15 protein-coding genes and 4 pseudogenes are annotated in these 19,487 nt (G+C 71.5%); 8 read left to right on the top strand and 11 right to left on the bottom strand.

Going from position 1 to position 19,487, the window contains the following annotated elements; all coding sequences use genetic code 11:
* Positions 1-157: 157 nt before the first annotated feature.
* Positions 158-1,705, top strand: a complete 1,548-nt coding sequence (locus HW130_RS08810) for a TROVE domain-containing protein (RefSeq protein WP_309140369.1) — start codon at positions 158-160, stop codon at positions 1,703-1,705.
* A 46-nt stretch (positions 1,706-1,751) separates the two neighbouring features.
* Here the strand turns inward: HW130_RS08810 and HW130_RS08815 are convergent, their stop codons facing one another.
* The 3 genes and pseudogenes from HW130_RS08815 to HW130_RS08825 form a co-directional block, all read right to left on the bottom strand.
* Positions 1,752-2,990, bottom strand: coding sequence for a TerD family protein (locus tag HW130_RS08815; RefSeq protein WP_177148875.1), 1,239 nt, complete (start codon positions 2,988-2,990; stop codon positions 1,752-1,754).
* 45 nt (positions 2,991-3,035) lie between these two features.
* Positions 3,036-3,254 carry a hypothetical protein gene (locus HW130_RS08820; RefSeq protein WP_177148876.1) on the bottom strand — a complete coding sequence of 73 codons (219 nt, stop codon included), beginning with the start codon at positions 3,252-3,254 and terminating at the stop codon, positions 3,036-3,038.
* A gap of 44 nt (positions 3,255-3,298) precedes the next feature.
* Positions 3,299-4,121 (bottom strand): annotated as a pseudogene (locus HW130_RS08825) (NAD-dependent epimerase/dehydratase family protein).
* A 74-nt stretch (positions 4,122-4,195) separates the two neighbouring features.
* Here HW130_RS08825 and HW130_RS35770 point away from each other — a divergent pair.
* The 4 genes and pseudogenes from HW130_RS35770 to HW130_RS08845 all read left to right on the top strand — a co-directional run.
* Positions 4,196-4,979, top strand: a pseudogene (locus HW130_RS35770) (hypothetical protein); the annotation flags it as partial.
* Positions 4,980-5,488: 509 nt separating this feature from the next.
* A complete protein-coding gene (locus tag HW130_RS08835) occupies positions 5,489-6,316 on the top strand; it encodes an FAD binding domain-containing protein (protein WP_177148878.1) in 828 nt (275 codons plus the stop codon).
* Positions 6,313-9,039, top strand: coding sequence for a molybdopterin-dependent oxidoreductase (locus tag HW130_RS08840; protein WP_177148879.1), 2,727 nt, complete (start codon positions 6,313-6,315; stop codon positions 9,037-9,039). The genes HW130_RS08835 and HW130_RS08840 overlap by 4 nt, the downstream gene beginning before the upstream one ends.
* Positions 9,036-10,007 carry an antibiotic biosynthesis monooxygenase gene (locus HW130_RS08845; RefSeq protein ID WP_177148880.1) on the top strand — a complete coding sequence of 324 codons (972 nt, stop codon included), beginning with the start codon at positions 9,036-9,038 and terminating at the stop codon, positions 10,005-10,007. Before HW130_RS08840 ends, HW130_RS08845 begins: the two co-directional genes overlap by 4 nt.
* A 26-nt stretch (positions 10,008-10,033) precedes the next feature.
* On the opposite strand, the pseudogene HW130_RS08850 reads toward HW130_RS08845, so the two are convergent.
* From HW130_RS08850 to HW130_RS08875, 6 genes and pseudogenes are all read right to left on the bottom strand, one after another.
* Positions 10,034-10,327: pseudogene (locus tag HW130_RS08850) on the bottom strand (MFS transporter); the annotation flags it as partial.
* Between the two features lie 66 nt (positions 10,328-10,393).
* Positions 10,394-10,714, bottom strand: a pseudogene (locus HW130_RS08855) (penicillin-binding transpeptidase domain-containing protein); the annotation flags it as partial.
* Between the two features lie 103 nt (positions 10,715-10,817).
* A complete protein-coding gene (locus HW130_RS08860) occupies positions 10,818-11,474 on the bottom strand; it encodes a response regulator transcription factor (RefSeq protein ID WP_177148881.1) in 657 nt (218 codons plus the stop codon).
* On the bottom strand, positions 11,471-12,715 hold the full coding sequence (locus HW130_RS08865; protein ID WP_177148882.1) for a sensor histidine kinase: 1,245 nt from the start codon (positions 12,713-12,715) through the stop codon (positions 11,471-11,473). The genes HW130_RS08860 and HW130_RS08865 overlap by 4 nt, the downstream gene beginning before the upstream one ends.
* Before the next feature lie 56 nt (positions 12,716-12,771).
* The gene (locus HW130_RS08870; protein WP_177148883.1) at positions 12,772-13,758 is read right to left on the bottom strand and encodes a hypothetical protein; all 987 of its coding nucleotides are present in this window, start codon (positions 13,756-13,758) and stop codon (positions 12,772-12,774) included.
* 163 nt (positions 13,759-13,921) lie between these two features.
* The gene (locus HW130_RS08875) at positions 13,922-14,692 is read right to left on the bottom strand and encodes an IclR family transcriptional regulator (protein ID WP_177148884.1); all 771 of its coding nucleotides are present in this window, start codon (positions 14,690-14,692) and stop codon (positions 13,922-13,924) included.
* Between the two features lie 169 nt (positions 14,693-14,861).
* Between HW130_RS08875 and HW130_RS08880 the strand changes: the two genes are divergently transcribed.
* A complete protein-coding gene (locus HW130_RS08880) occupies positions 14,862-16,391 on the top strand; it encodes an aldehyde dehydrogenase (NADP(+)) (protein ID WP_177148885.1) in 1,530 nt (509 codons plus the stop codon).
* Between the two features lie 178 nt (positions 16,392-16,569).
* Positions 16,570-17,037: a GNAT family N-acetyltransferase gene (locus HW130_RS08885; protein ID WP_177148886.1), complete on the top strand. Its 468-nt coding sequence runs from the start codon at positions 16,570-16,572 to the stop codon at positions 17,035-17,037.
* Here the strand turns inward: HW130_RS08885 and HW130_RS08890 are convergent.
* Positions 17,034-17,954, bottom strand: coding sequence for a ketopantoate reductase family protein (locus tag HW130_RS08890; RefSeq protein WP_177148887.1), 921 nt, complete (start codon positions 17,952-17,954; stop codon positions 17,034-17,036). The genes HW130_RS08885 and HW130_RS08890 overlap by 4 nt on opposite strands.
* Before the next feature lie 46 nt (positions 17,955-18,000).
* Positions 18,001-18,993, bottom strand: coding sequence for a zinc-binding dehydrogenase (locus HW130_RS08895; protein ID WP_177148888.1), 993 nt, complete (start codon positions 18,991-18,993; stop codon positions 18,001-18,003).
* Between the two features lie 103 nt (positions 18,994-19,096).
* On the opposite strand from HW130_RS08895, the gene HW130_RS08900 reads away from it, so the two are divergent.
* Complete coding sequence (locus HW130_RS08900) at positions 19,097-19,441, top strand: helix-turn-helix transcriptional regulator (protein WP_177148889.1); 345 nt, start codon at positions 19,097-19,099, stop codon at positions 19,439-19,441.
* Positions 19,442-19,487 lie beyond the last annotated feature (46 nt).

Genomic DNA, 19,487 nt, shown 5'->3' on the forward strand with positions numbered 1-19,487 from the left:
CCCGTGCGCCCGGTGTGTATCCGAAGGAAATTCGGGGGGATTTCCCATCACTCGCTTCAACAGCGCCGCGGCCCGCACCGAGGCCGCACCGTACTCCTACGTCGGCCCCGGCGGCCGCGTTCTCTATCTGGACGAGGAACCCGCACCGCATTCGCACGTGCGCTCCAGTCCGCCCGCCCCGGCTACGTTTCCCGTCCTTCGCACGTACGAGGGAGCCGCCGGCTTCCAGCGGGACCCGCACTCCGAGCTCTATCTGCTCGCGCTGGCCGACTTCGTGGGCCAGCGGACCTTTTACGAGGCGGCCGGCGACCGAGACGACCGGTTCGCCGCGCTCGTGCGCAGGCTCGCCGTCGAGGACCCGCAGTGGACCGCCGAGCTGCTCGGCTGGCTGCGCAGCCGCGCCCACATGCGGACCGCGTCGATCGTGGGCGCCGCCGAGTTCGTGCACGCGCGACTCGCGGCGGGCGCCACCCGGGGCGGGTACAACCGCCGGGTCGTCGACTCCGTGCTGCAGCGCGCCGACGAGCCCGGGGAACTGCTCGCGTACTGGACGACGCGGTACGGCCGCACCGTGCCCAAGCCCGTCAAGCGCGGTGTCGCGGACGCCGTGCGGCGGCTGTACGGAGCCCGGTCGCTGCTCAAGTACGACACCGCGAGCAAGGGGTACCGCTTCGGCGACGTGCTCAATCTGGTGCACGCCTCGCCGGATCCCGCGAAGCCCTGGCAGGGCGACCTGTTCCGGTACGCGCTCGACCGCAGGCACCACGCCGACCGCGCCGAGCCGCCCGCCTCACTGCGGGTGCTCACGGCGCACCGGGAGCTGATGGAGCTGCCCGTGGGGGAGCGGCGGGCCGCCGTCGTCGCGCCCGGCGGTGCCGAGCGCCTGGCCGCGGCAGGCATGACGTGGGAGGCGCTGGCGGGCTGGCTCCAGGGACCGATGGACGCGGCGGCCTGGGAGGCCGTCATCCCCTCCATGGGGCCGATGGCACTGGTCCGCAACCTCCGGAACTTCGACGAGGCGGGTGTCTCGGACGAGGCAGCCGCACAGGTCGCGGCGCGGATCTCGGACCCGGAAGCGGTCGCCGCGTCACGGCAGTTCCCCTTCCGCTACCTCGCCGCGTACCAGCACGCCCCGTCGCTCCGCTGGGCGTACCCGTTGGAGGTGGCCCTCGGACACTCGCTGGCGAACGTGCCCGCGCTGCCGGGGCGGACGCTGGTGCTCGTGGACCGCTCGGGGTCGATGTGGTCGCCGCTGTCCGACCGCTCGGAGCTCAACCGCGCCGACGCGGCGGCGATCTTCGGCACGGCCGTCGCGATGCGCGCCGAGGAGGCGGACCTCGTCCAGTTCGGCACGGGCCACAGCCCGGTGGCGCACACGAAGGGGGAATCGGTGCTGAAGGTGCTGGAGCGTTTCGGCATGCTCGGCGGCACCAACACCACCGCAGCCGTGCGGGCGCACTACCGGAGCCACGACCGGGTACTGATCGTCACCGACGAGCAGGCCGCGTACCACCACCGCGGCGATCCCACCGGCCAGGTCCCCGCCCGCGTCCCCGTCTACACCTGGAACCTGGCGGGCTACCAGGTGGGCCACGGTCCCTCGGGCGGCGCCAACCGGCACACCTTCGGCGGACTGACCGATGCCGCCTTCCGGATGGTGCCCCTCATCGAGCAGGGGATGTCGGCCGACTGGCCCTGGAGGTGAGCGGCCGCCGGGGACGCCGCGAGGACGTCCCCGGTGGTGCGTGGCGTCACAGAGCCTGTGCCGCCGGCTTGACCATGCCGCGCACCGTGCGGGACTTCACGAAGTCGCCCATCGCGGTCATCTCCCACTCCCCGGAGAACTGCTTGATCAGCTTGGCCATCATCACGCCGGTCTGCGGCTCGGCGCTCGTGAGGTCGAAGCGGACCAGCTCCTCCCCGGTGGCGGCGTCGATCAGGCGGCAGTAAGCCTTGGCGACCTCGGTGAACTTCTGCCCGGAGAAGGAGTTCACCGTGAAGACAAGGCCGGTCGCGTCGGCGGGCAGCCGGCCGAGGTCGACGACGATGACCTCGTCGTCGCCCGCGCCCTCGCCGGTCAGATTGTCGCCGGAGTGCTTGATGGAGCCGCCCAGGATGGACAGCTTGCCGAAGTAGCAGCTGTCCAGGTGGTTGCGGCTGGGGCCGTAGGCGATGACCGAGGCGTCGAGATCGATGTCCTTGCCGCGGAACGCGGGCTCCCAGCCGAGGCCCATCTTGACCTGCGAGAGCAGCGGGCGACCGCCCTTGACCAGGGAGACGGTCTGGTTCTTCTGCAGGCTGACGCGGCCCTTGTCGAGGTTGATCTTCCCGGTGGCGGCCGGTGCGGCGGGGGCGGGCGGCGCTGCCGGCGGCGGCGGTGCGGCGGCGGCGATGCGCGGGTCGGGAGCCGCGGGGGCGGGCGTGGGAGGCGCGGCGGGGGCCGGAGCCGGAGCGGGCATCGGCGCGGGGGCCGGGGCGGCCGCGGGCTCCTCGTCGACCGAGACGCCGAAGTCGGTGGCGATGCCGGCCAGGCCGTTCGCATAGCCCTGGCCGACCGCGCGGGCCTTCCAGGCGCCGTTGCGCAGGTAGATCTCGACGACCACCAGCGCGGTCTCGGCACCCAGCTGCGGCGGCGTGAAAGTGGCGAGCGCGCTGCCGTCGTCCGCGTTGCGGATGGTCGCGGTCGGCTCGATGCCCTGGAAGGTCTGGCCCGCGGCGTCCGGGCTGGCCGTCACGACGATCTTCTCGATGCCGGGCGGGACGGCCCCGGTGTCCACGACGATCGCGTCCGGGGCGGTGCCCCCGCCGGAGCGGTAGGTGACGCCGGGGCCCTGCGGCTGGTTGTAGAAGATGAAGTCGTCGTCGGAGCGCACCTTGCCGTCGGCGGTGAGCAGCAGGCCCGATACGTCGAGCCGCACCGGGGCGGCGACGTCCACCGCCACACGGGCGGTGGCCAGAGGGATGTTCGAGCCGGGGGTCATAGCTGTCATGCCAGGGGTAACGAGCGAGGCCGCTTTACCGTTCCCTTACCGTCGTCACCGGTTACGGGGGTGGTTGCGCGCGGCCCGCTCGTTGCCGAACCTGTACGCGCCCGTCCAGCGGGCCATGACCAGCTGGGCGTCCCCGGCCGTCACCTCGGCGAGGAACGCGGCGGCGCGGTCACCGCGCAGCGTACCGGCGGTGCGGCCGCGGTGGGTGATCACGACGGTGCCGTCAGCACGCTCGGTGTGGACGAATCCGAAAGGTTTGGCCATGACCGACATCCTGGCGGGCGCCGGCCCGGCACCGCACGCCGATTTCAGCGCGGCCACGGCGGCGGGTCGGTCACGAAGTGGCCGCCGAGGAAGGCGTGGTCGCGCCTGTCCGGGTCCAGTTCGCCCTGCTCGGCCACCAGCTCGGCGGCGTACTCCTCCGAGTCGTCCTGCGGTGTGTAGCCCAGCGCCCGGGCCGTCGACAGGTCCCACCACAGGCGGGTGTTGGCCGAGGAGCCGTAGACGATCGTGTGGCCGACGTTCTCGGCGGTCAGCGCGGCGTGGAAGAGGCGGGCGCAGTCGCCGGGGCTCATCCACACCGACAGCGCCCGGACGGAGGTCGGCTCCTCGAAGCAGGAGCCGATGCGCACGGAGACGGTCTCCAGGCCGTGCTGGTCCCAGTAGAGCTGGGCGAGGTCCTCGCCGAAGCACTTGGAGAGGCCGTAGAAGGTGTCGGGGCGGTGGGGTGTCCCGACCGGGATCAGCGCCTCCGGGCCGACGGGCGCGTCCTGGAGGGGGCGGGGGGTGAAGCCGACCGCGTGGTTGCTGGAGGCGAAGACCACCCGGCGCACGCCCTCCTCGCGGGCTGCCTCGTAGAGGTTGTACGTGCCCTATGTTGGCCTTGAGGATCTTGTCGAACGACGACTCCAGCGAGATGCCCGCCAGGTGGATGACCGCGTCGACGCCCCGTACGGCCTCCCGCAGTGCCTCGGTGTCGGCGAGATCGGCGACGACGGCGTCCGGCTCTCCCTCGACGGGCGCGATGTCGAGGAGGCGCAGTTCGTAGCCGTAGGCGGGCAGGAGTCCGCGCATCAGCGTGCCGAGGCCGCCGGCCGCGCCGGTGAGCAGGACGGTACGGGGAGCAGGCATGGGCGGTTCTCCTCGAACGCTCAGACACATGGGCGACATTCACATGGGTGGACACGCTAAGGAGGCCGCGTGTGTCCCGCCTGGGCGCGGACCATCCTGACACCTCCGTCGTCAACGCCTACGGCGACCGCTATCCCTGGGCGCCCTGCATCGCGCAACCCGCCGTGCGCGACCACCTCGTCACCCTCGCGGCCGAGGCGCCGCGGCCCGGCGCGCGCGGCACCGAGCTGGAGTCCTGCGGCTGGTACGGCCTCGCGCACCTGCACGCGCACGACAAGATCGCGGGGGTGGGGCTCGGGGACGCGGCGCAGTACCTCATGTCGCTCTGTTTCTGCCCGTCCTGCCGACAGGGTTACGCGGACCGCGGGATCACGCCGGACCGACTGGCCCGGGCCGTGCGGCAGGCGCTCGAACCGGTCCGGCGAAGTGCGGCGCCGTCCGGCGAGCGCCTTCTCGCCCCCCGAACTGGCCGCGCCCGCCCTTCAGTTCCGTACGCACACGGCCCGTACCTTCCAGGAGTCCGCGATCGCCGCGGTGCGCGCGGCGGCGGAGCCCGGATTCCAGGTCCTGCTCCACGCGGACCCGGTGGCGCACCACTGCGGGGCCAACGCGGGCGTCGACGCGGCGCACGTCCTGTCGGTGGCGGACGGTGTGGTGGTGCCGTGCGCCCAGGGCCCCGGCCTGCTGGAGCCGTTCGCGCGCCACGCGCCGGACGGCGCCGTGCTCGCGGCGAACCTGACCGTCGTCGCGGGGATGGGCGGCTGCCCGGCGACCCTCGCGGCGGACGCCGCGAGGGCGGCCGCGTCGGGGGCGACCGAACTGCGCCTGTACCACGCGGGGTTGGCGTCGGACGCGGACCGACGGCGGTCCGCACCGCTCTGGCCGGCCTCTCCTGACTCACCCACCGGCCGGGCTCCGGGCGGATCAGGTCGGATGGGAAGGTATCGGCCCGATCGAAATGCTACCCATGTTCGAATCGACACGCGTGCGAGGGTGCCCGTTGATGCACGTGCGAGGTGCCGGCCACCTCCGGCCGGACGAGCCGCGCCCTTCACGCCGAGGGTCCCGACTTGGCGAGGCCGGCCCGTTCCGCGATATCCTTGAACGGAATTGATGCGCCCGCCGGCCCGAGCTCGAGCAGTTGACCGCAGCGGCCGACATTTTCTTTTCGCTGCTCGAGCCGATGCCTTCCCAGCGCATGTCGTGAGCCGTCGACATCCGGCGAGTGCACCGAGCCGAATACCCGCGTTCCAAGAGGTATGTCCTAAGCCCTGTTTCCAGGGAACGCGAGAGATGCCACGTGCTGGTTGATCGAGTTCAGTAGGCGGTCCGTCGCACGATTGCCCTCGTGAGGGAGATCAGTTCCCATGGACCTCAACACCATCACCGAAGTCGTCCGGCGCCCGCCCGATCGGCCAGGCGTGGACTGGCGAGAAGGTGACGCCTGGCTCGCAGGCGGAACGTGGCTGTTCTCCGCCGAACAGCCGAGCCTGCGCCGCCTGATCGACCTGACGGCGTTGCGTTGGGATCCCCTTGTCCCGAGCGACGCGGGCCTCGAAATCGGCGCAACATGCACGATCCGCGACCTGTATGCCTTCGAGCTGCAGGGTGATTGGATCGCGGGCCCGCTTTTCGCGAAAAGCTGCGAGGCGTTCTTGTCGTCGTTCAAAGTCTGGAACTCGGCGACCGTCGGCGGCAACATCTGCATGTCCCTGCCCGCCGGCCCAATGATCACGCTGACGGTCGCACTCGAGGCGAAGTACGAGCTGTGGGCCCCTGACGGGACCGCGCGTATCGTCGATGCCCTCGACTTCGTGACCGGAGACCATCAGAATATTCTTGCTCCCGGAGAGGTCCTGCGGCGCATCGATATTCCGGCGCGCGCCCTGCGCAAACGCACCGCGCACCGCCGCTTCACGCTGACCCGTCTCGGCCGTTCGACCGTATTCCTCATCGGTACGCAGACGCCGGGGACGAGCGACCTGCTGCTCACCGTCACCGCCGGAACCGCACGGCCTGTGCGCATCGCTTTCGACACCATGCCCGATGCCCGGACTCTGCAGGAGAGCATCGACGTCATCCCCGCCGACGTCTGGTTCGCCGATCCCAACGGGACTCCTGACCACCGTCGCCACCTGACGAAGAACTTCGCCGAAGAGATTCGTCGCGAACTCATGGCCGGGGGGCCGGCATGACCTGCATCGTGAACGGCACAATCTTCGACGAAGAGCCAGACCCCGGCCAGTGCCTGCGCACCTTCCTCCGCTCGCTCGGCCACTACGGCGTCAAAAAGGGTTGCGACGCAGGCGATTGCGGTGCGTGCACGGTGTGGCTGGACGGCATTCCGGTACACAGCTGCATCACCCCCGCTTTCCGCGCGGACGGCCGCGAGGTGACGACGATCGAGGGCCTCGGATCACCTGGCGACCTGCATCCGATGCAGCGGCAGTTCCGCGACGCCCCGGGGTTCCAATGCGGTTTCTGTACCGCAGGGATGATCATGACGTCGGCGACGTTCACCGAGGCCCAGAAAGAGGACCTGCCACGGTCGTTGAAGGGCAACCTCTGCCGCTGCACCGGCTATCGGGGGATCGAGGATGCCGTGAAGGGTGTCGCCGGCGTAGAGACAGCCGCGCCGGGAAAGGCCGTCGGGGCGAGCGTCAGCGCGCCGGCAGCGAACGACGTGGTAACCGGTCGCGCCGAGTTCACGATGGACACCCATATCGAAGGCATGCTGCACCTCAAAGTGCTGCACTCACCACACGCGCATGCCCGGATCGTCTCGATCGACAAGACCGCCGCACTCGCGGTGCCCGGTGTGCATCGCGTCTACACCTGGGAAGATGTGCCGCGCAAGCGTTTCACCACGGCGATCCACACCGACCATCTCGTCGATCCGGACGACACCTTCATCCTCGACAATACGGTCCGTTTCGTCGGCCAACGCGTCGTTGCGGTCCTGGCCGACACGGTGGGGGCGGCAGAGGAGGGCTGCCGAAGGGTCGTCGTCGCATACGAGTCGATGCCGGCGGTATTCGACCCCGAAGAGGCGATGGCCGAGGGAGCGCCCCAACTGCACGGTACGCACGATCCGTTCATACGCGATCCCGTGCGCAACATCCTGCTCGAGGTCCACTCGCACATCGGCGACATCGACGCAGGGTTCGCCGAAGCCGACGTGATCCACGAAGGCACGTACGCGTCACCCCGAGTGCAACACGCGCATCTCGAGACCCACGGCTCGATTGCCTGGATGGAGGACGGTCGTCTCAACGTCCGCACCAGCTCGCAGTCGCCTTCGATCGCGAAAGTCAAGCTCGAGTACTTGTTCGGGCTGCGCCCGGACCAGCTCCGCGTGTTCTGCAAACGCGTCGGCGGTGGCTTCGGCGGCAAACAGGAAGTGATCTCGGAGGATCTGGTGGCGCTCGCCACCCTGGACACCGGGCGGCCTGTCTGCTTCGAGTACACCCGCGAGGAGGAGTTCACCACGGCGTCGCCACGGCATCCGATGGCATTGACGGTCAAGCTCGGCGCGAAGGCGGACGGAACGCTCACGGCGATCCAGGTCCGCAATGTGTCGAACACCGGGGCCTACGGCAACCACGGCGGCGAAACGCTGTATGCGGGCGGCGCCGCGGTCATGACCTACCGCTGCCCCAACAAGAAGTACGACGGGTTCTCCGTCTATACGAACACCGTTCCGAGCGGGGCACTGCGCGGTTATGGGATGACGCAACCGGCGTTCGCCATGGAATCGGCAATGCACGAACTGGCACTCGCACTGCACATCGATCCGCTCGAACTGCGACGACGCAACATCGTGCGACCGGGTGATCCGCTCGTCGCCATGCATGACGGGCCCGACGACGTGACGTTCACCGAGGAAGGACTCGCGAAGTGCATCGATCTCGTGGGCGAGGCCCTGGCCCGTACAGCCGGTGAGCCGTCCCCCGGCCCCGAGTGGCTCGTCGGGGCCGGCGTCGCGAGTTCCTTGCACGAGACCGCGCCCCCGACCGAGCACATCTCGGAGGCCTGGGTCACGCTTGGCGACGACCTCATGTACGAGGTGGCCGTCGGAACACCGGAATTCGGCGAGGGCACCTCGACCGCCCATGTCCAGATCGCGGCCAACCAGCTGGGCACGACGCCGTCGCGGATTCGCCTGGTGCAGTCCGACACCGACCGCACGGGTTTCGACACCGGCGCCTTTGCGAGTGCGGGGCTCTTTGTGGCGGGCAACGCAGTACTTCGAGCGGCCAATGCTGTGCGTGACCGCATCCTGGAATTCGCTGCCTCGCACACGGGTGTCCACGTGGTGATGTGCTCGATGGACGACGAGGGCGTCGTCTGCGGCGAGCAGCGCGTGTCGTTGGCCGAGCTCGTCGCGCTGGCCCGAGCGCGCGGAATCCGGTTCACCGCCGCCCGCAAGGCCTACGGCTCGCCCCGAAGCGTCACCTTCAACACGCAGGGGTTCCGGATCGCCGTCCACCCGGTGACGGGTGAGATCCGTGTCCTTTACAGCGTTCAGGCGACCGACGCCGGCGTAGTCGTCAACCCCGCGCAGGTCCGGGGACAGGTGGAAGGCGGTGTCGCCCAGGGAATCGGCTTCGCGCTGACCGAGAACTACCATGTCGACGCGAAGGGCGGCATGGTCAACCCGAACTTCCGCAACTACCGCATCCCCACCTACGCCGACATCCCCCGCACCGACGTTCTCCTGGTGGACTCGTCGGATTCCGTCGGGCCCATGCGGTCGAAGGGGATGGCGGAATGCTGCATCAACCCGGTGGCTCCCGCGCTGGCCAATGCGCTCCATGACGCCACGGGCGTCCGCTACCGTGAGCTGCCCCTGACGCCGGAGCGGATTTACAGCCGGCTCAACGCATACCATTCGGCGCCGACGGGCTTGAGCACATGAACACAGAAAAGCTCGAAGAAGCCTCTGCGACGGCAATCATCGGCCAGAAGGTTCTGTCCGGTCTGGAGCGGGAGTACGAAACGTGGCAGGAGGAGCTCAACGCCGCTGCCGCCGACTATCCCGGGTACCTCGGAGCCGAGATCTCACCGCCGACACCTCTGCAGCCCGACTGGCTTGTCGTATACCGATTCGACTCGATCGCCCATCTGCAGGCGTGGATCAACAGCGCAACCAGGCAGAGGTTTCTCGATGTCGGCCGCAAATACTTCGACGGTCCGGCTACCCAGCAGGTGGTGAGCGGTGGCACGCAGCCGGCGGATCCGCTCGTGACCGTTGTGGTCTCCCACCGCGTCCACCCGGACCACGTCGACGAATTTCTCGATTGGCAGCGCCGCATGAGCCGGGAGGAGAGCAATTTCGAAGGCTTTCGCGGGACCGAGTTCTTCCGGCCGATCGAGGGACTTCAGGACGAATGGACCACGCTGTACCGATTCGACAGCGCCGAGCATCTCGATGCCTGGCTGACGTCGCCCGAGCGGCAGGAAGTCCTCGCTGAGGGCGAGAAGTTCAGCGACTTCAAACTGCGCACGATCGACAACTCGTTCGGCAGCTGGTTCGCCTTCAAGGAGAACGGCAAGGAAGCGCCGCCGCCCTCGGAGACCAAAACCGCCATCGCGGTCTGGGTAGGCTTGTACCCGACTGTCGTGCTGCTGACGCTCGTCCTGTCGCCGCTGAAGATGCCGCTCTGGCTCGGGCTGCTTGTGGGCAACCTGCTGTCGAGCTTCGTCATGAGCTTCCTCACGATGCCCTACTACGTGAACCCGCTGCTCAAGCGGTGGCTGCGGCCGTCCCCGGACGAACCGGCGGCGAAGACCAACTTCGTCGGCCTCGGCGTCGTGGCCGCGGTGACCGTGTTCTGGGTCGTTGTCTTCTACGCCGTGACGACTCAGTTCTGGACGCTGCCCTGACCTGGCGACGCCCGCACGTGTTCCGCCGAGTCCACGGCGAGCACCGGGAGCAGCAGGACGGCCGTCGCGAGGTTGGAGCAGATCAGCAGCGGCCGGCGGCGGAACCGGTCGGCCACCGTGCCGAGCAGCGGGCCGATCAGCGTCGGCGCCCACATCATGAACGTCGTGAGCGCCGCCAGGGAATCGGACCCCGTGAGCGACTTGACCCAGATTCCGGCGGCGAGCCACATCGCGGACGAGCCGAAACCGGAGACGACCACTCCGGACAGATACAGCCTCGCGGTGCGGTCACGGAGCACCGCTCCCCCCGTCCAGCGCACGTACGCCCTCCGTCCCGGCCGCCGCTCGGCCCGCGCAGCTGCCGGGCGTCGCGGACGGCCCGGCGCCTACCTCAGCGCCGCCTCCATCATCCTCTGCGCGACCGGAGCGGCCAGGCCGTTGCCGCTGACCTCCGAGCGCTCCGCGCCCGAGTCCTCGATCACCACGGCCACCGCGACCTGCTTGCCCGTGTCCGAGGACCTGGCGTAGGACGTGAACCAGGCGTACGGCGTCCTGCTGTTGTTCTCGCCGTGCTGAGCGGTGCCGGTCTTGCCGCCGACCTCGGCGCCGGGGATCCGCGCGTTGGAGCCGGTGCCGTCCCCGACGACCGTCACCATCGCGCTGCGCAGCTGCTCCGCCGTCGACGACGACACGATCCGCCGTGCCTCGCCGTCCTCGTGGGAGGACGAGCGGCGGACCGCCCGTTGTTCCGCGTATGCCGTTTTCTCAGGACTTCCTCATGCGGCGCTCTCTCGAGAACCCCCGCCGCGGTCACCGCGGTGAGATGAACCCCGACTCGTACGCCGCGATCACCGCCTGCGTACGGTCCCGCACACCCGTCTTGGCGAGGACCGAGGCCACGTGCGTCTTCACCGTGGCCGCACCCACGCCCATCCGTCCGGCGATCTCGGCGTTGGTCAGGCCCGTGGCCATCAGCCGCAGCACCTCCGCCTCCCGCTCGGTCAGCCGGCCCGCCCAGGCGGGCAGGTCAGCCGGCGCGCGGCGGCCGTACTCGGCGGCCAGCGAACGCACCGCCGCCGGGAACAGCAGCGAATCGCTGCTCGCGACCAGCCGCACCGCCTGCACCAGTTCCTCGGCGGCGGCCCGCTTGAGCAGGAACCCGGACGCGCCCGCGCGCAGCGCGTCGTACACGTACGCGTCGTTCTCGAAGGTCGTCACCACCACGATCCGCGGCGGCGCGTCCATCGTGCCGAGGATCTGCTCGGTGGCCCGGATGCCGTCGATCTCCGGCATCCGCACATCCATCAGGACCACGTCCGGCCGCCGCTCGCGCACCATCGACACCGCTTCGGCGCCGGTGGCCGCCTCGCCCACCACCTCCAGGCCGGGCTCGGCGTCGAGGATGACGCGCAGCGCCGTGCGGACCATCCCCTCGTCGTCGGCGAGGGCGATGCGGACCGCGCTCATCGGCCGGCTCCCAGCGGCAGCAGGGCCGACAGCCGCCACACCGCGCCCTGCGGCCCGGCACCAGCCCGTCCGCCGAGCAGCGCGGCGCGCTCGGTGATGCCGCGCAGGCCGCGCCCGCCGCCCGGGCGCGCCACGGGAGCCCGGTCGGGCAGGGGGTTCTCCATCGTGATCTCCAACTCCTCGCCGCGTACGGCGATCCACAGGGACACCGGGACCGCCCCGGCGTGCCGCAGGGCGTTGCTCAGGCCCTCCTGGACGATGCGGTACGCCTCGCGGGAGACGTGGGCGGGCACCGAGGCCGGATCCCCGTCGGTGTGCACGGCGACGCGCACCCCGCTGCGGGACACCAGACCGTCCAGCGTGTCCAGCGTCGGACCGGTGGCGCGGTCCGCTCCCTCGCCGTCCTGCCGCAACAGGCCGAGGACGGCGTCGAGTTCGCCGACGGTGCGCCGCGTCGTCTCCTCGATGGCGGTCAGTGCCTCCCGGACGAACTCCACGTCGCGATCCAGCACCCTGCGGGCGGCGCCCGCCTGCAGGGTCACCGCGCTGAGGGCATGGCCGACCGAGTCGTGCAGCTCGCGGGCGAGGCGGTTGCGTTCGGCGAGCTCGGCGGCCCGCTGCTCGGCCGCGGCGAGCCGGTCGGCGGGGGTCGGGCCGAGCAGCACCGGCGCCTGGCGCGCGAGCAGGGCCCCGGCTCCCGCCGAGCACGCGGCGAGGGCAAGCAGCATGGCGAACCCCGCGGGCGGCAGCAGCAGGAGACGGTCGAACGGGCGCATCGACCACGGCACATGGAGGAAGTCCTGCACCGAGCGGCTGAGCGGGGCGACGATCAGCGTGACCGCGAACGGGGGCAGTGCGAGCGACGCACCGCTGAGCAGCGCGCCGACGCCCAGATGCAGGGTGAACCAGGCCGAGGTGCGCAGGCGTGCGGCCCAGCTGTGCGCGGGCCCGTCCGCGAACAGCTCGGCGGGCACCCCGGTGAGCGCCCGGGCCACGCCCACCGACAGCGGTCTGGCCAGCGGCAGCAGCGCGGCAATCGCGGCGAGCGGCAGGGCCACGAGGTATGCACCGAACTGCACGACGAGCGAGGTCGTGAAGAGGTTTCCCGTGTCGCCCAGCGGCCCGACCACGGTCGTCCCGACGAGCCAGAACGGCATCAACAGCGCGCCGCCGAGCACCAGATGGACCCAGCGGAGCCGCGCCCGCCTCCCGAACAGCGCCCGCAGCGCGACGCGCCACATCCCGCCGGACCCCCTCCCGCCGGTGCTGCTTCCGCGGCCCGCCGCGCGCGGGTCGCTCACGCGCCGCGCCGGCGCAGCAGCAGGGCGACGGCGGCGCTGAGCAGCAGGCCGGAGATCATCTCCCCAGCGTAGGTCAGCGTCAGCAGGGCCGTGGTCTGCTCGGCGTCATCGGGCTGGGGCATCGCGGCGGTCGTGGTCAGCCAGGCGCCCCAGGCGCCCAGTCCGCTCGCCCCGATCCAGGCGGCGCCGAGCGGCAGCTTCACCGGCAGTGCCGGGGCGGCACGGAACGCGAGCAACAGCGTTCCGGCGACGGCGACGGCCACGAAGAGGACGCGCACACCCTCCAGGACATAGAAGTCGCTCGTGCGCTGCGCCACGCGGGCGGCGGGCAGTGCCACGGTCGATCCGGCCGCCCACATCACGTGCATGACGGCCGGGAGCAGCGCGAGGAGGGCTCCGGTCACGGCCAGGGCGCGTACCGGCCGGCCCGTCACGGCGGAGGGCAGGTCCCACACCCGCCCCTGCCACAGGTGGCTCCAGCGGTCCCTGGCGTACAGCAGGAAGAGCGTGCCGAGACAGAGGCCCTGGAGGATGAAACCGCCGTAGACGACGTTGAACACCCAGCCGTCCAGGAACGGTTCGCCCGCGTCCTGCGTCGTGGTGCCGCCCGCCGCGGAGGCCGCCAGCTGCACCGGGAAGCCGATCATGATCGGCGTGAGCAGCCCGGTCGCGCCCCACATCGGCACGCCGAGCAGCCAGGCGCGCACGCGCAGGCCCCACGGCTGTGTGAGCAGCAGCGCGAGGACGACGACGGCCGCGTCCATCAGCACGGTGACGCTGTTGACGACGGCTATCAGCGTGCGGTGTTCCAGCAGGATGCTGCCCTCGGGGATGCCGATGCGGCTGCCCGCGATCCAGGCGATCTTGAGCCCCAGGTAGGGCAGGCAGGCGGCGATCGCGACGGCACGCAGGGCGGACCGCAGCGGGCTGCGCCGTACGGGAAGGAGGGTGTCGGTGCCGGCCGGGAGCGATGTCGGTGTCATGACCACCACACTCCCGGCGCGGGCGCCCGGACACCTCCTGCGCCGCGACGATCCGCCTCCGCCGCACGGCGGAGACCGGGCGCGGCGAGACGGGCCGTACGGCGGAGGCCGGGCACGCACAGGACGCCGCCGCGCCCACCCGGTCGTCGCGCCGCCCGGTGCGTCAGAGGCGCCTGGTCGCCAGCGTCAGGCGGTCGCGGGCGTCGAAGAGGGCGTCCTTGATCATCTGCTCGTGCGCGGGCGTGAGCCGGGCCACCGGCACCGAGCAGCTGATCGCGTCGCGCGCCGGCGTGCGGTAGGGAATGGCGATGCCGAAGCAGCGCAGACCGAGGGTGTTCTCCTCGCGGTCGACCGCGTAGCCCCGTTCACGGACGACGTGCAGCTCCTCGATGAGCTTCTCGCGGTCGGTGATCGTGTGCTCGGTCAGCGGCGCGAGCGTCTCCGGCAGCATCTTGCGCACCTGCTCGTCGCTGTGCGTGGCGAGCAGCGCCTTGCCGAGCGAGGTGGAGTGCGCGGGGAGGCGGCGGCCGACGCGCGTGAAGGGGCGCAGGTAGTGCTGCGACTGCCGGGTGGCGAGGTAGACGACGTTGGTGCCGTCGAGGCGGGCGAGGTGGATCGTCTCCGTGGTGTCGTCGGAGAGCCGGTCCAGGGTGGGCCGGGCCGCCGCCACGACCTCGTCGCCGTCGATGTAGGAGGTGCCCACCAGCAGGGCCCGCACACCGATGCCGTACCGGGTGCCGGTGGCGTCGGTCTCGACCCAGCCGAGCTCGACCAGTGTGCGCAGGAGCATGTAGAGGCTGGACTTGGGGTAGCCCACGGCCTCCTGGACGGCGGCGAGGGAGTGCATGCCCGGGCGGCCGGCGAAGTACTCGAGCAGCTCGACCGTCCGCACCGCGGACTTGACCTGCGCTCCACCGGAATCGACTGCTGACATCGCTCTTCGCCCCTCTCGACCGCTCTCCGGCGCCCGTCCTGACCGCGCGGAACGCCTTGACCCCGCGGAACGCCCGGAAATAGAGTCCCCAGAAGATTCATCACCAGGAACACTGTTCAGAATACCGAACAAATCCTGAGGGATGGCAGAGACCGGGAAGGAATGCGCGGTGGCAGCAGCAGAAGTCTGGAGTGTCGACCCCCGAACCGGGAAGCAGCGCGAACAGGTTGCGGTGGAAGCCACAGCCGAGGAGGTCGACACCGCGGTACGAGCCGCGCACGCCGCCCGCGCCGCACTCGCCGACCGCACGGTCCGCGCGGCCTTCCTGCGAACCGCCGCGGCACTGCTCGACGGCGCGGGGGACCGCCTCGTCGAGGCGGCCGACGCCGAGACCGCGCTCGGCCCCGTACGCCTCACCGGGGAACTGGCCCGTACCTGCTACCAGCTGCGCGCCTTCGCGGACATCGTCGACGAGGGCGCCTTCCTCGACGTGATCATCGACCACCCGGACGACACCGCCACACCGCCGGTTCCCGACCTGCGCCGCTACAAGGTGCCGCTCGGCGTCGTCGCCGTCTACGCCGCGTCCAACTTCCCCTTCGCCTTCTCCGTGCCCGGCGGCGACACCGCGAGCGCCCTCGCCGCGGGCTGTCCCGTCGTCGTCAAGGCCCACCCCGACCACCCGGCGACCTCCGAGCTGGTCGCCGCCCTCCTGCGCAGGGCGGCGGCCGGGCACGGCATCCCCGAGACGGTCGTCGGCCTGGTCCACGGCTTCGACGCGGGCGTCGAGCTGGTGAAGCACCCGCTGGTCGCGGCTGCGGGCTTCACCGGTTCCGTACGCGGCGGCCGCGCGCTCTTCGACGCGGCGGCGGCCAGGCCCGTCCCCATCCCCTTCCACGGCGAACTCGGCTCGCTGAACCCGGTCGTGGTCACCGAGGCGGCCGCCGCCGAGCGCGCCGAACAGATCGGCACCGGCCTCGCGGGCTCCATGACGCTCGGCGTCGGGCAGTTCTGCGTCAAGCCCGGTCTGGTGTTCGCGCCCGCGGGCCCGGCAGGGGACCAGCTCGTCAAGACGCTGACCGACGCGGTGAGCGACACCGCCGCGGGCGTCCTGCTCGACCACCGCATGCGCGACAACTTCGTCGCCGGAGTCGCCGAGCGCGCCGCCCTGCCGGACGTGGACACCCCCGTGACCCCCGGCGCCGGCTCCGAGCACACCGTCAGCCCGGGTTTCCTGAGCGTCCCCGCCGCGCGGCTCGCCGCGGACGGTGCGCACGACCTCCTCCTGGAGGAGTGCTTCGGACCGGTCACCGTCGTCGCCCGCTACGACAGCCACGACGACGTCACCGCGGTCCTGTCCCGCCTCCCCGGCAACCTCACCGCCACCGTCCATCTGTCCGGCGAGGAGGCCGAGGGCAACGGCAACGGAGCCTCGATCCTCGCCGAACTCACCCCGCTCGCCGGCCGCGTCCTCGTGAACGGCTGGCCGACCGGTGTCGCCGTCGCCGCCGCCCAGCACCACGGCGGCCCCTACCCGGCGACCACGTCCACCTCGACCTCGGTCGGCGGCACCGCGATCGAGCGCTGGATGCGCCCGGTCACGTACCAGACCACCCCCGAGGCGCTGCTGCCGCCGGAGCTTCGCGACGACAACCCGCTCGGCCTGCCCCGGCGCGTCGACGGCCGCCCCGAGCACTGAGCACCCTCCCCGAGGGCTGGTTCAGGACCTGGCCCGGACGCCGGGCTCGGCGCCCCTGCCGAGCCCGGCGCCCTGTGGGCGGCCGAGGAGGCCCCGGACGGGCAGCAGCCGCATCGGCGGTCGCCGCCCATCCGCCCATCCGCGCAACCGCGCGTGAGCCGTCCGCGTCCCCCGGCACATGATCAGGAACGCCGTACCGGCCGATCTCGACGCCATCGCCGCCCTGCACGGCGAGGCGCGCGCCAGTTACTACCGCGGCCACATCGCCGACGAACTGTTCGACAGCCCCGCCGAACACGCCCGCATGCGAGAGGGCTGGGAGGCGGGCATAGGGCGCGGCGCCGTGCTGTGCGCCGAGCGGGACGGCGCAGTGGCGGGCGTCGCGGCCTCACGCGAGATCGACGGCGTCATGAACCTCACCCAGTTCCACGTCGACTCCGCACGCCGGCGCACGGGCGTCGGCACCGAACTGCACGCCGCCTGCGTCGCGTCGTGGCGGCGCGCAGGTGTGACGACGGTCCGCCTGGAGGTGTTCGCGCACAACACCCGCGCCCAGCGCTTCTACGCCCGTCAGGGCTGGTTCCCGGATCCGGACGAACCCCGCCTCGGGAACCACCTGGTGCTGCGGCTGGAGCTGAACGGCTAACCGTTCAGGCGGTGTTCGTGAACGCGCAGGTGGAGTGCCGCCAGGTCGAGGAGCGGCGTGGCCACGCCGTGCGCGCGGGCACGGGCGACCAGGTCCCCGAGGACGTGCTCGGCCTCGGTGGGCAGGCCGGCCACCACGTCCCGGTACAGGGACGACGAGAACGGCACGCCGCTGCGGGTCACCGTCTCCTTGGTGAAGGTCAGTTCGTCGTCCGGTACGGGGAAACCGGCCGCCGCCGACACGGCGGCGGCCTCGGCCAGGACGGCCGGGCCGAGCTCGTGACCGCCGGGGACGGCGTTGATGTCGCCGACCGTGCCGCGCATGAGGCAGGTCAGCGCGCCGACGGTGCTGACGAACACCCACTTGTGCCACATCGCGGCGATGATGTCCGCGGGTGCGTCGCAGTCCACTCCGGCGTCCCGCAGCAGGGTGCGGGCGGCATCCACGCGGGCGGACGGGCGGCCGTCCTGCTCGCCGAGGTTCAGCAGGGCGCGCGGCGCGAGCCGCACGATGTCGCCCTGCTCGTCGAGGGTCGTGGCGACCTTGGCGACACCGCCCAGCACCCGGCCGGCGCCGAATCGGGCGTTCAGTTCGTCGAGATGCGCCATTCCGTTCAGGAGCGGGACCACGGCGGAGCCGGCTCCGACCGCGGGCGCGAGATCGTCCAGGGCCCCGCTCAGCGCGGTGGCCTTCACGGACAGCAGCACGAGGTCGTAGGGACCCGACAGCCCGTCCGCCGTCACGAGCCGGGGAGTGATCACCTCGTCCTCGCCCGCCCCGGTCAGACGCAGCCCCCGCTCGCGCAGGACCTCGGCACGCCGCGGCCGGACGAGGAAGGTCACGTCCGTGCCGGCCTGTGCGAGGCGCGCGCCGTAGAGACCTCCGGTGGCACCGGCTCCGACGACGAGAACATTCATGGGACTCCTTGCGGTTGCAGTGACGTGGGTGCGGCGGGGTCGGCCCCTAGGGCCGGCGGATCTGGTCGGCGATGCGCAGCAGCAGCTTGCCGGTCGAGGTGCGTCCGCCCATCAGCGTGTGCGCGGCCGCGGCCTCGGCGAGCGGGAACTCGGCGGTCACCGGAAGCTTCACGGTGCCGTCCGAAACCCGGCTCAGGGCGCGTTCGGTGATCAGGCGCAGGGTGCCTGGGGAGGACTGGGCGAGCGCGAGGACGGAGAACGCGGCCACGGAGCGACCGCTTGCGATCAGGTCGGCCTGGCCGAGCTGCCACGGCTCGTCCCCGGAGGCGTTGCCGAAGGACACCAGCCGCCCGAAGGCGGCCAGCGCGCCGAGGCCGCGCCGGAGGGTGTCGCCGCCGACGGGGTCGAGGATCAGGTCGACGCCGCGTCCGTCCGTGGCGCGCAGCGCGTCGGCGGCGAAGTCGTCGCCCGTGAACACCTCGTCGTAGCCGTGCGCGAGGGCGTGTTCCGCCTTGGCGGGCGAGGACACCACCCCGTACACCGCTCCCGCGCCGGCCGCGCGGGCCAGCTGACCTGCGACGGTGCCGATGCCGCCGGCCGCGCCGTGCACGAGCACGCTCTCCCCGGCCCGCAGCCGGCCGACCTCGTGCAGCAGGGCGTGCGCGGTGGGCAGCACGGTGGGCAGGGTCGCCGCCGTGCGCGGGCCGATGCCGTCGGGCAGCCGGAAGGCCGTGGCCGCGTCCGCGACGACGACGTCCGCGTAGGCGCCGGACGGGGTCAGCGCGGCGACGGCCTGCCCCGGCCGGAATCCCTCGACGCCGGGGCCGACGGCCCGGACGCGGCCCGAGACCTCCAGGCCGGGGACGAACGGCAGGGACGGGACGCGATAGCCGTCGGAGCGGGCCTTGAGGTCGGCGAAGTTCACGCCCGCGTAGGCGGCGTCGACGGTGATCTGTCCCGGCCCCGGTTCGGGGACCTCCGCCTGGACGAGCCGCAGTACCTCGGGTCCGCCGAACTCTGTGATCCGGATCGTACGCATGGCGGGGCGCCACCCTTCGACGAGACAAGTGTTCAATGGAAAGCGAACACTCGGAGTGTAAGATCGCGGTCGAACACTCGGCAAGAGGATGGAGGGGAACGGCATGCCGGACCAGTCGCCCACCGCCGGTCACCGCCCCGCGCCGGTGCACACCCACCCCGGCGACGTGTCCGTCCTGACGGCCCTCGCCGCCCTCGCGGACCCGGTCCGCCTCCAGCTCGTCCGCGAACTGGCCGGCTCCCCGGTGTGGACCCGCAGCTGCGGCAGCTTCGACGTCCCGGTCGGCAAGGCGGCCCTGAGCCACCACTTCACGGTGCTGCGCGCGGCGGGCCTGGTCGAACAGCGCGACCAGGGCCCGAAGCGGGTCAACCGCCTGCGCCGCGAGGAGTTCGACGCACGATTCCCGGGGCTGCTGGAGCTGGTGCTGCGGCCCGACGACGAGGCGTAGCGGAGCCCCGTCCTCCACTCCTGCGCCTCGTCCGGAATGGGGCGGC

Source organism: Streptomyces sp. PKU-EA00015, from assembly GCF_013387495.1.
Classification (GTDB): domain Bacteria; phylum Actinomycetota; class Actinomycetes; order Streptomycetales; family Streptomycetaceae; genus Streptomyces.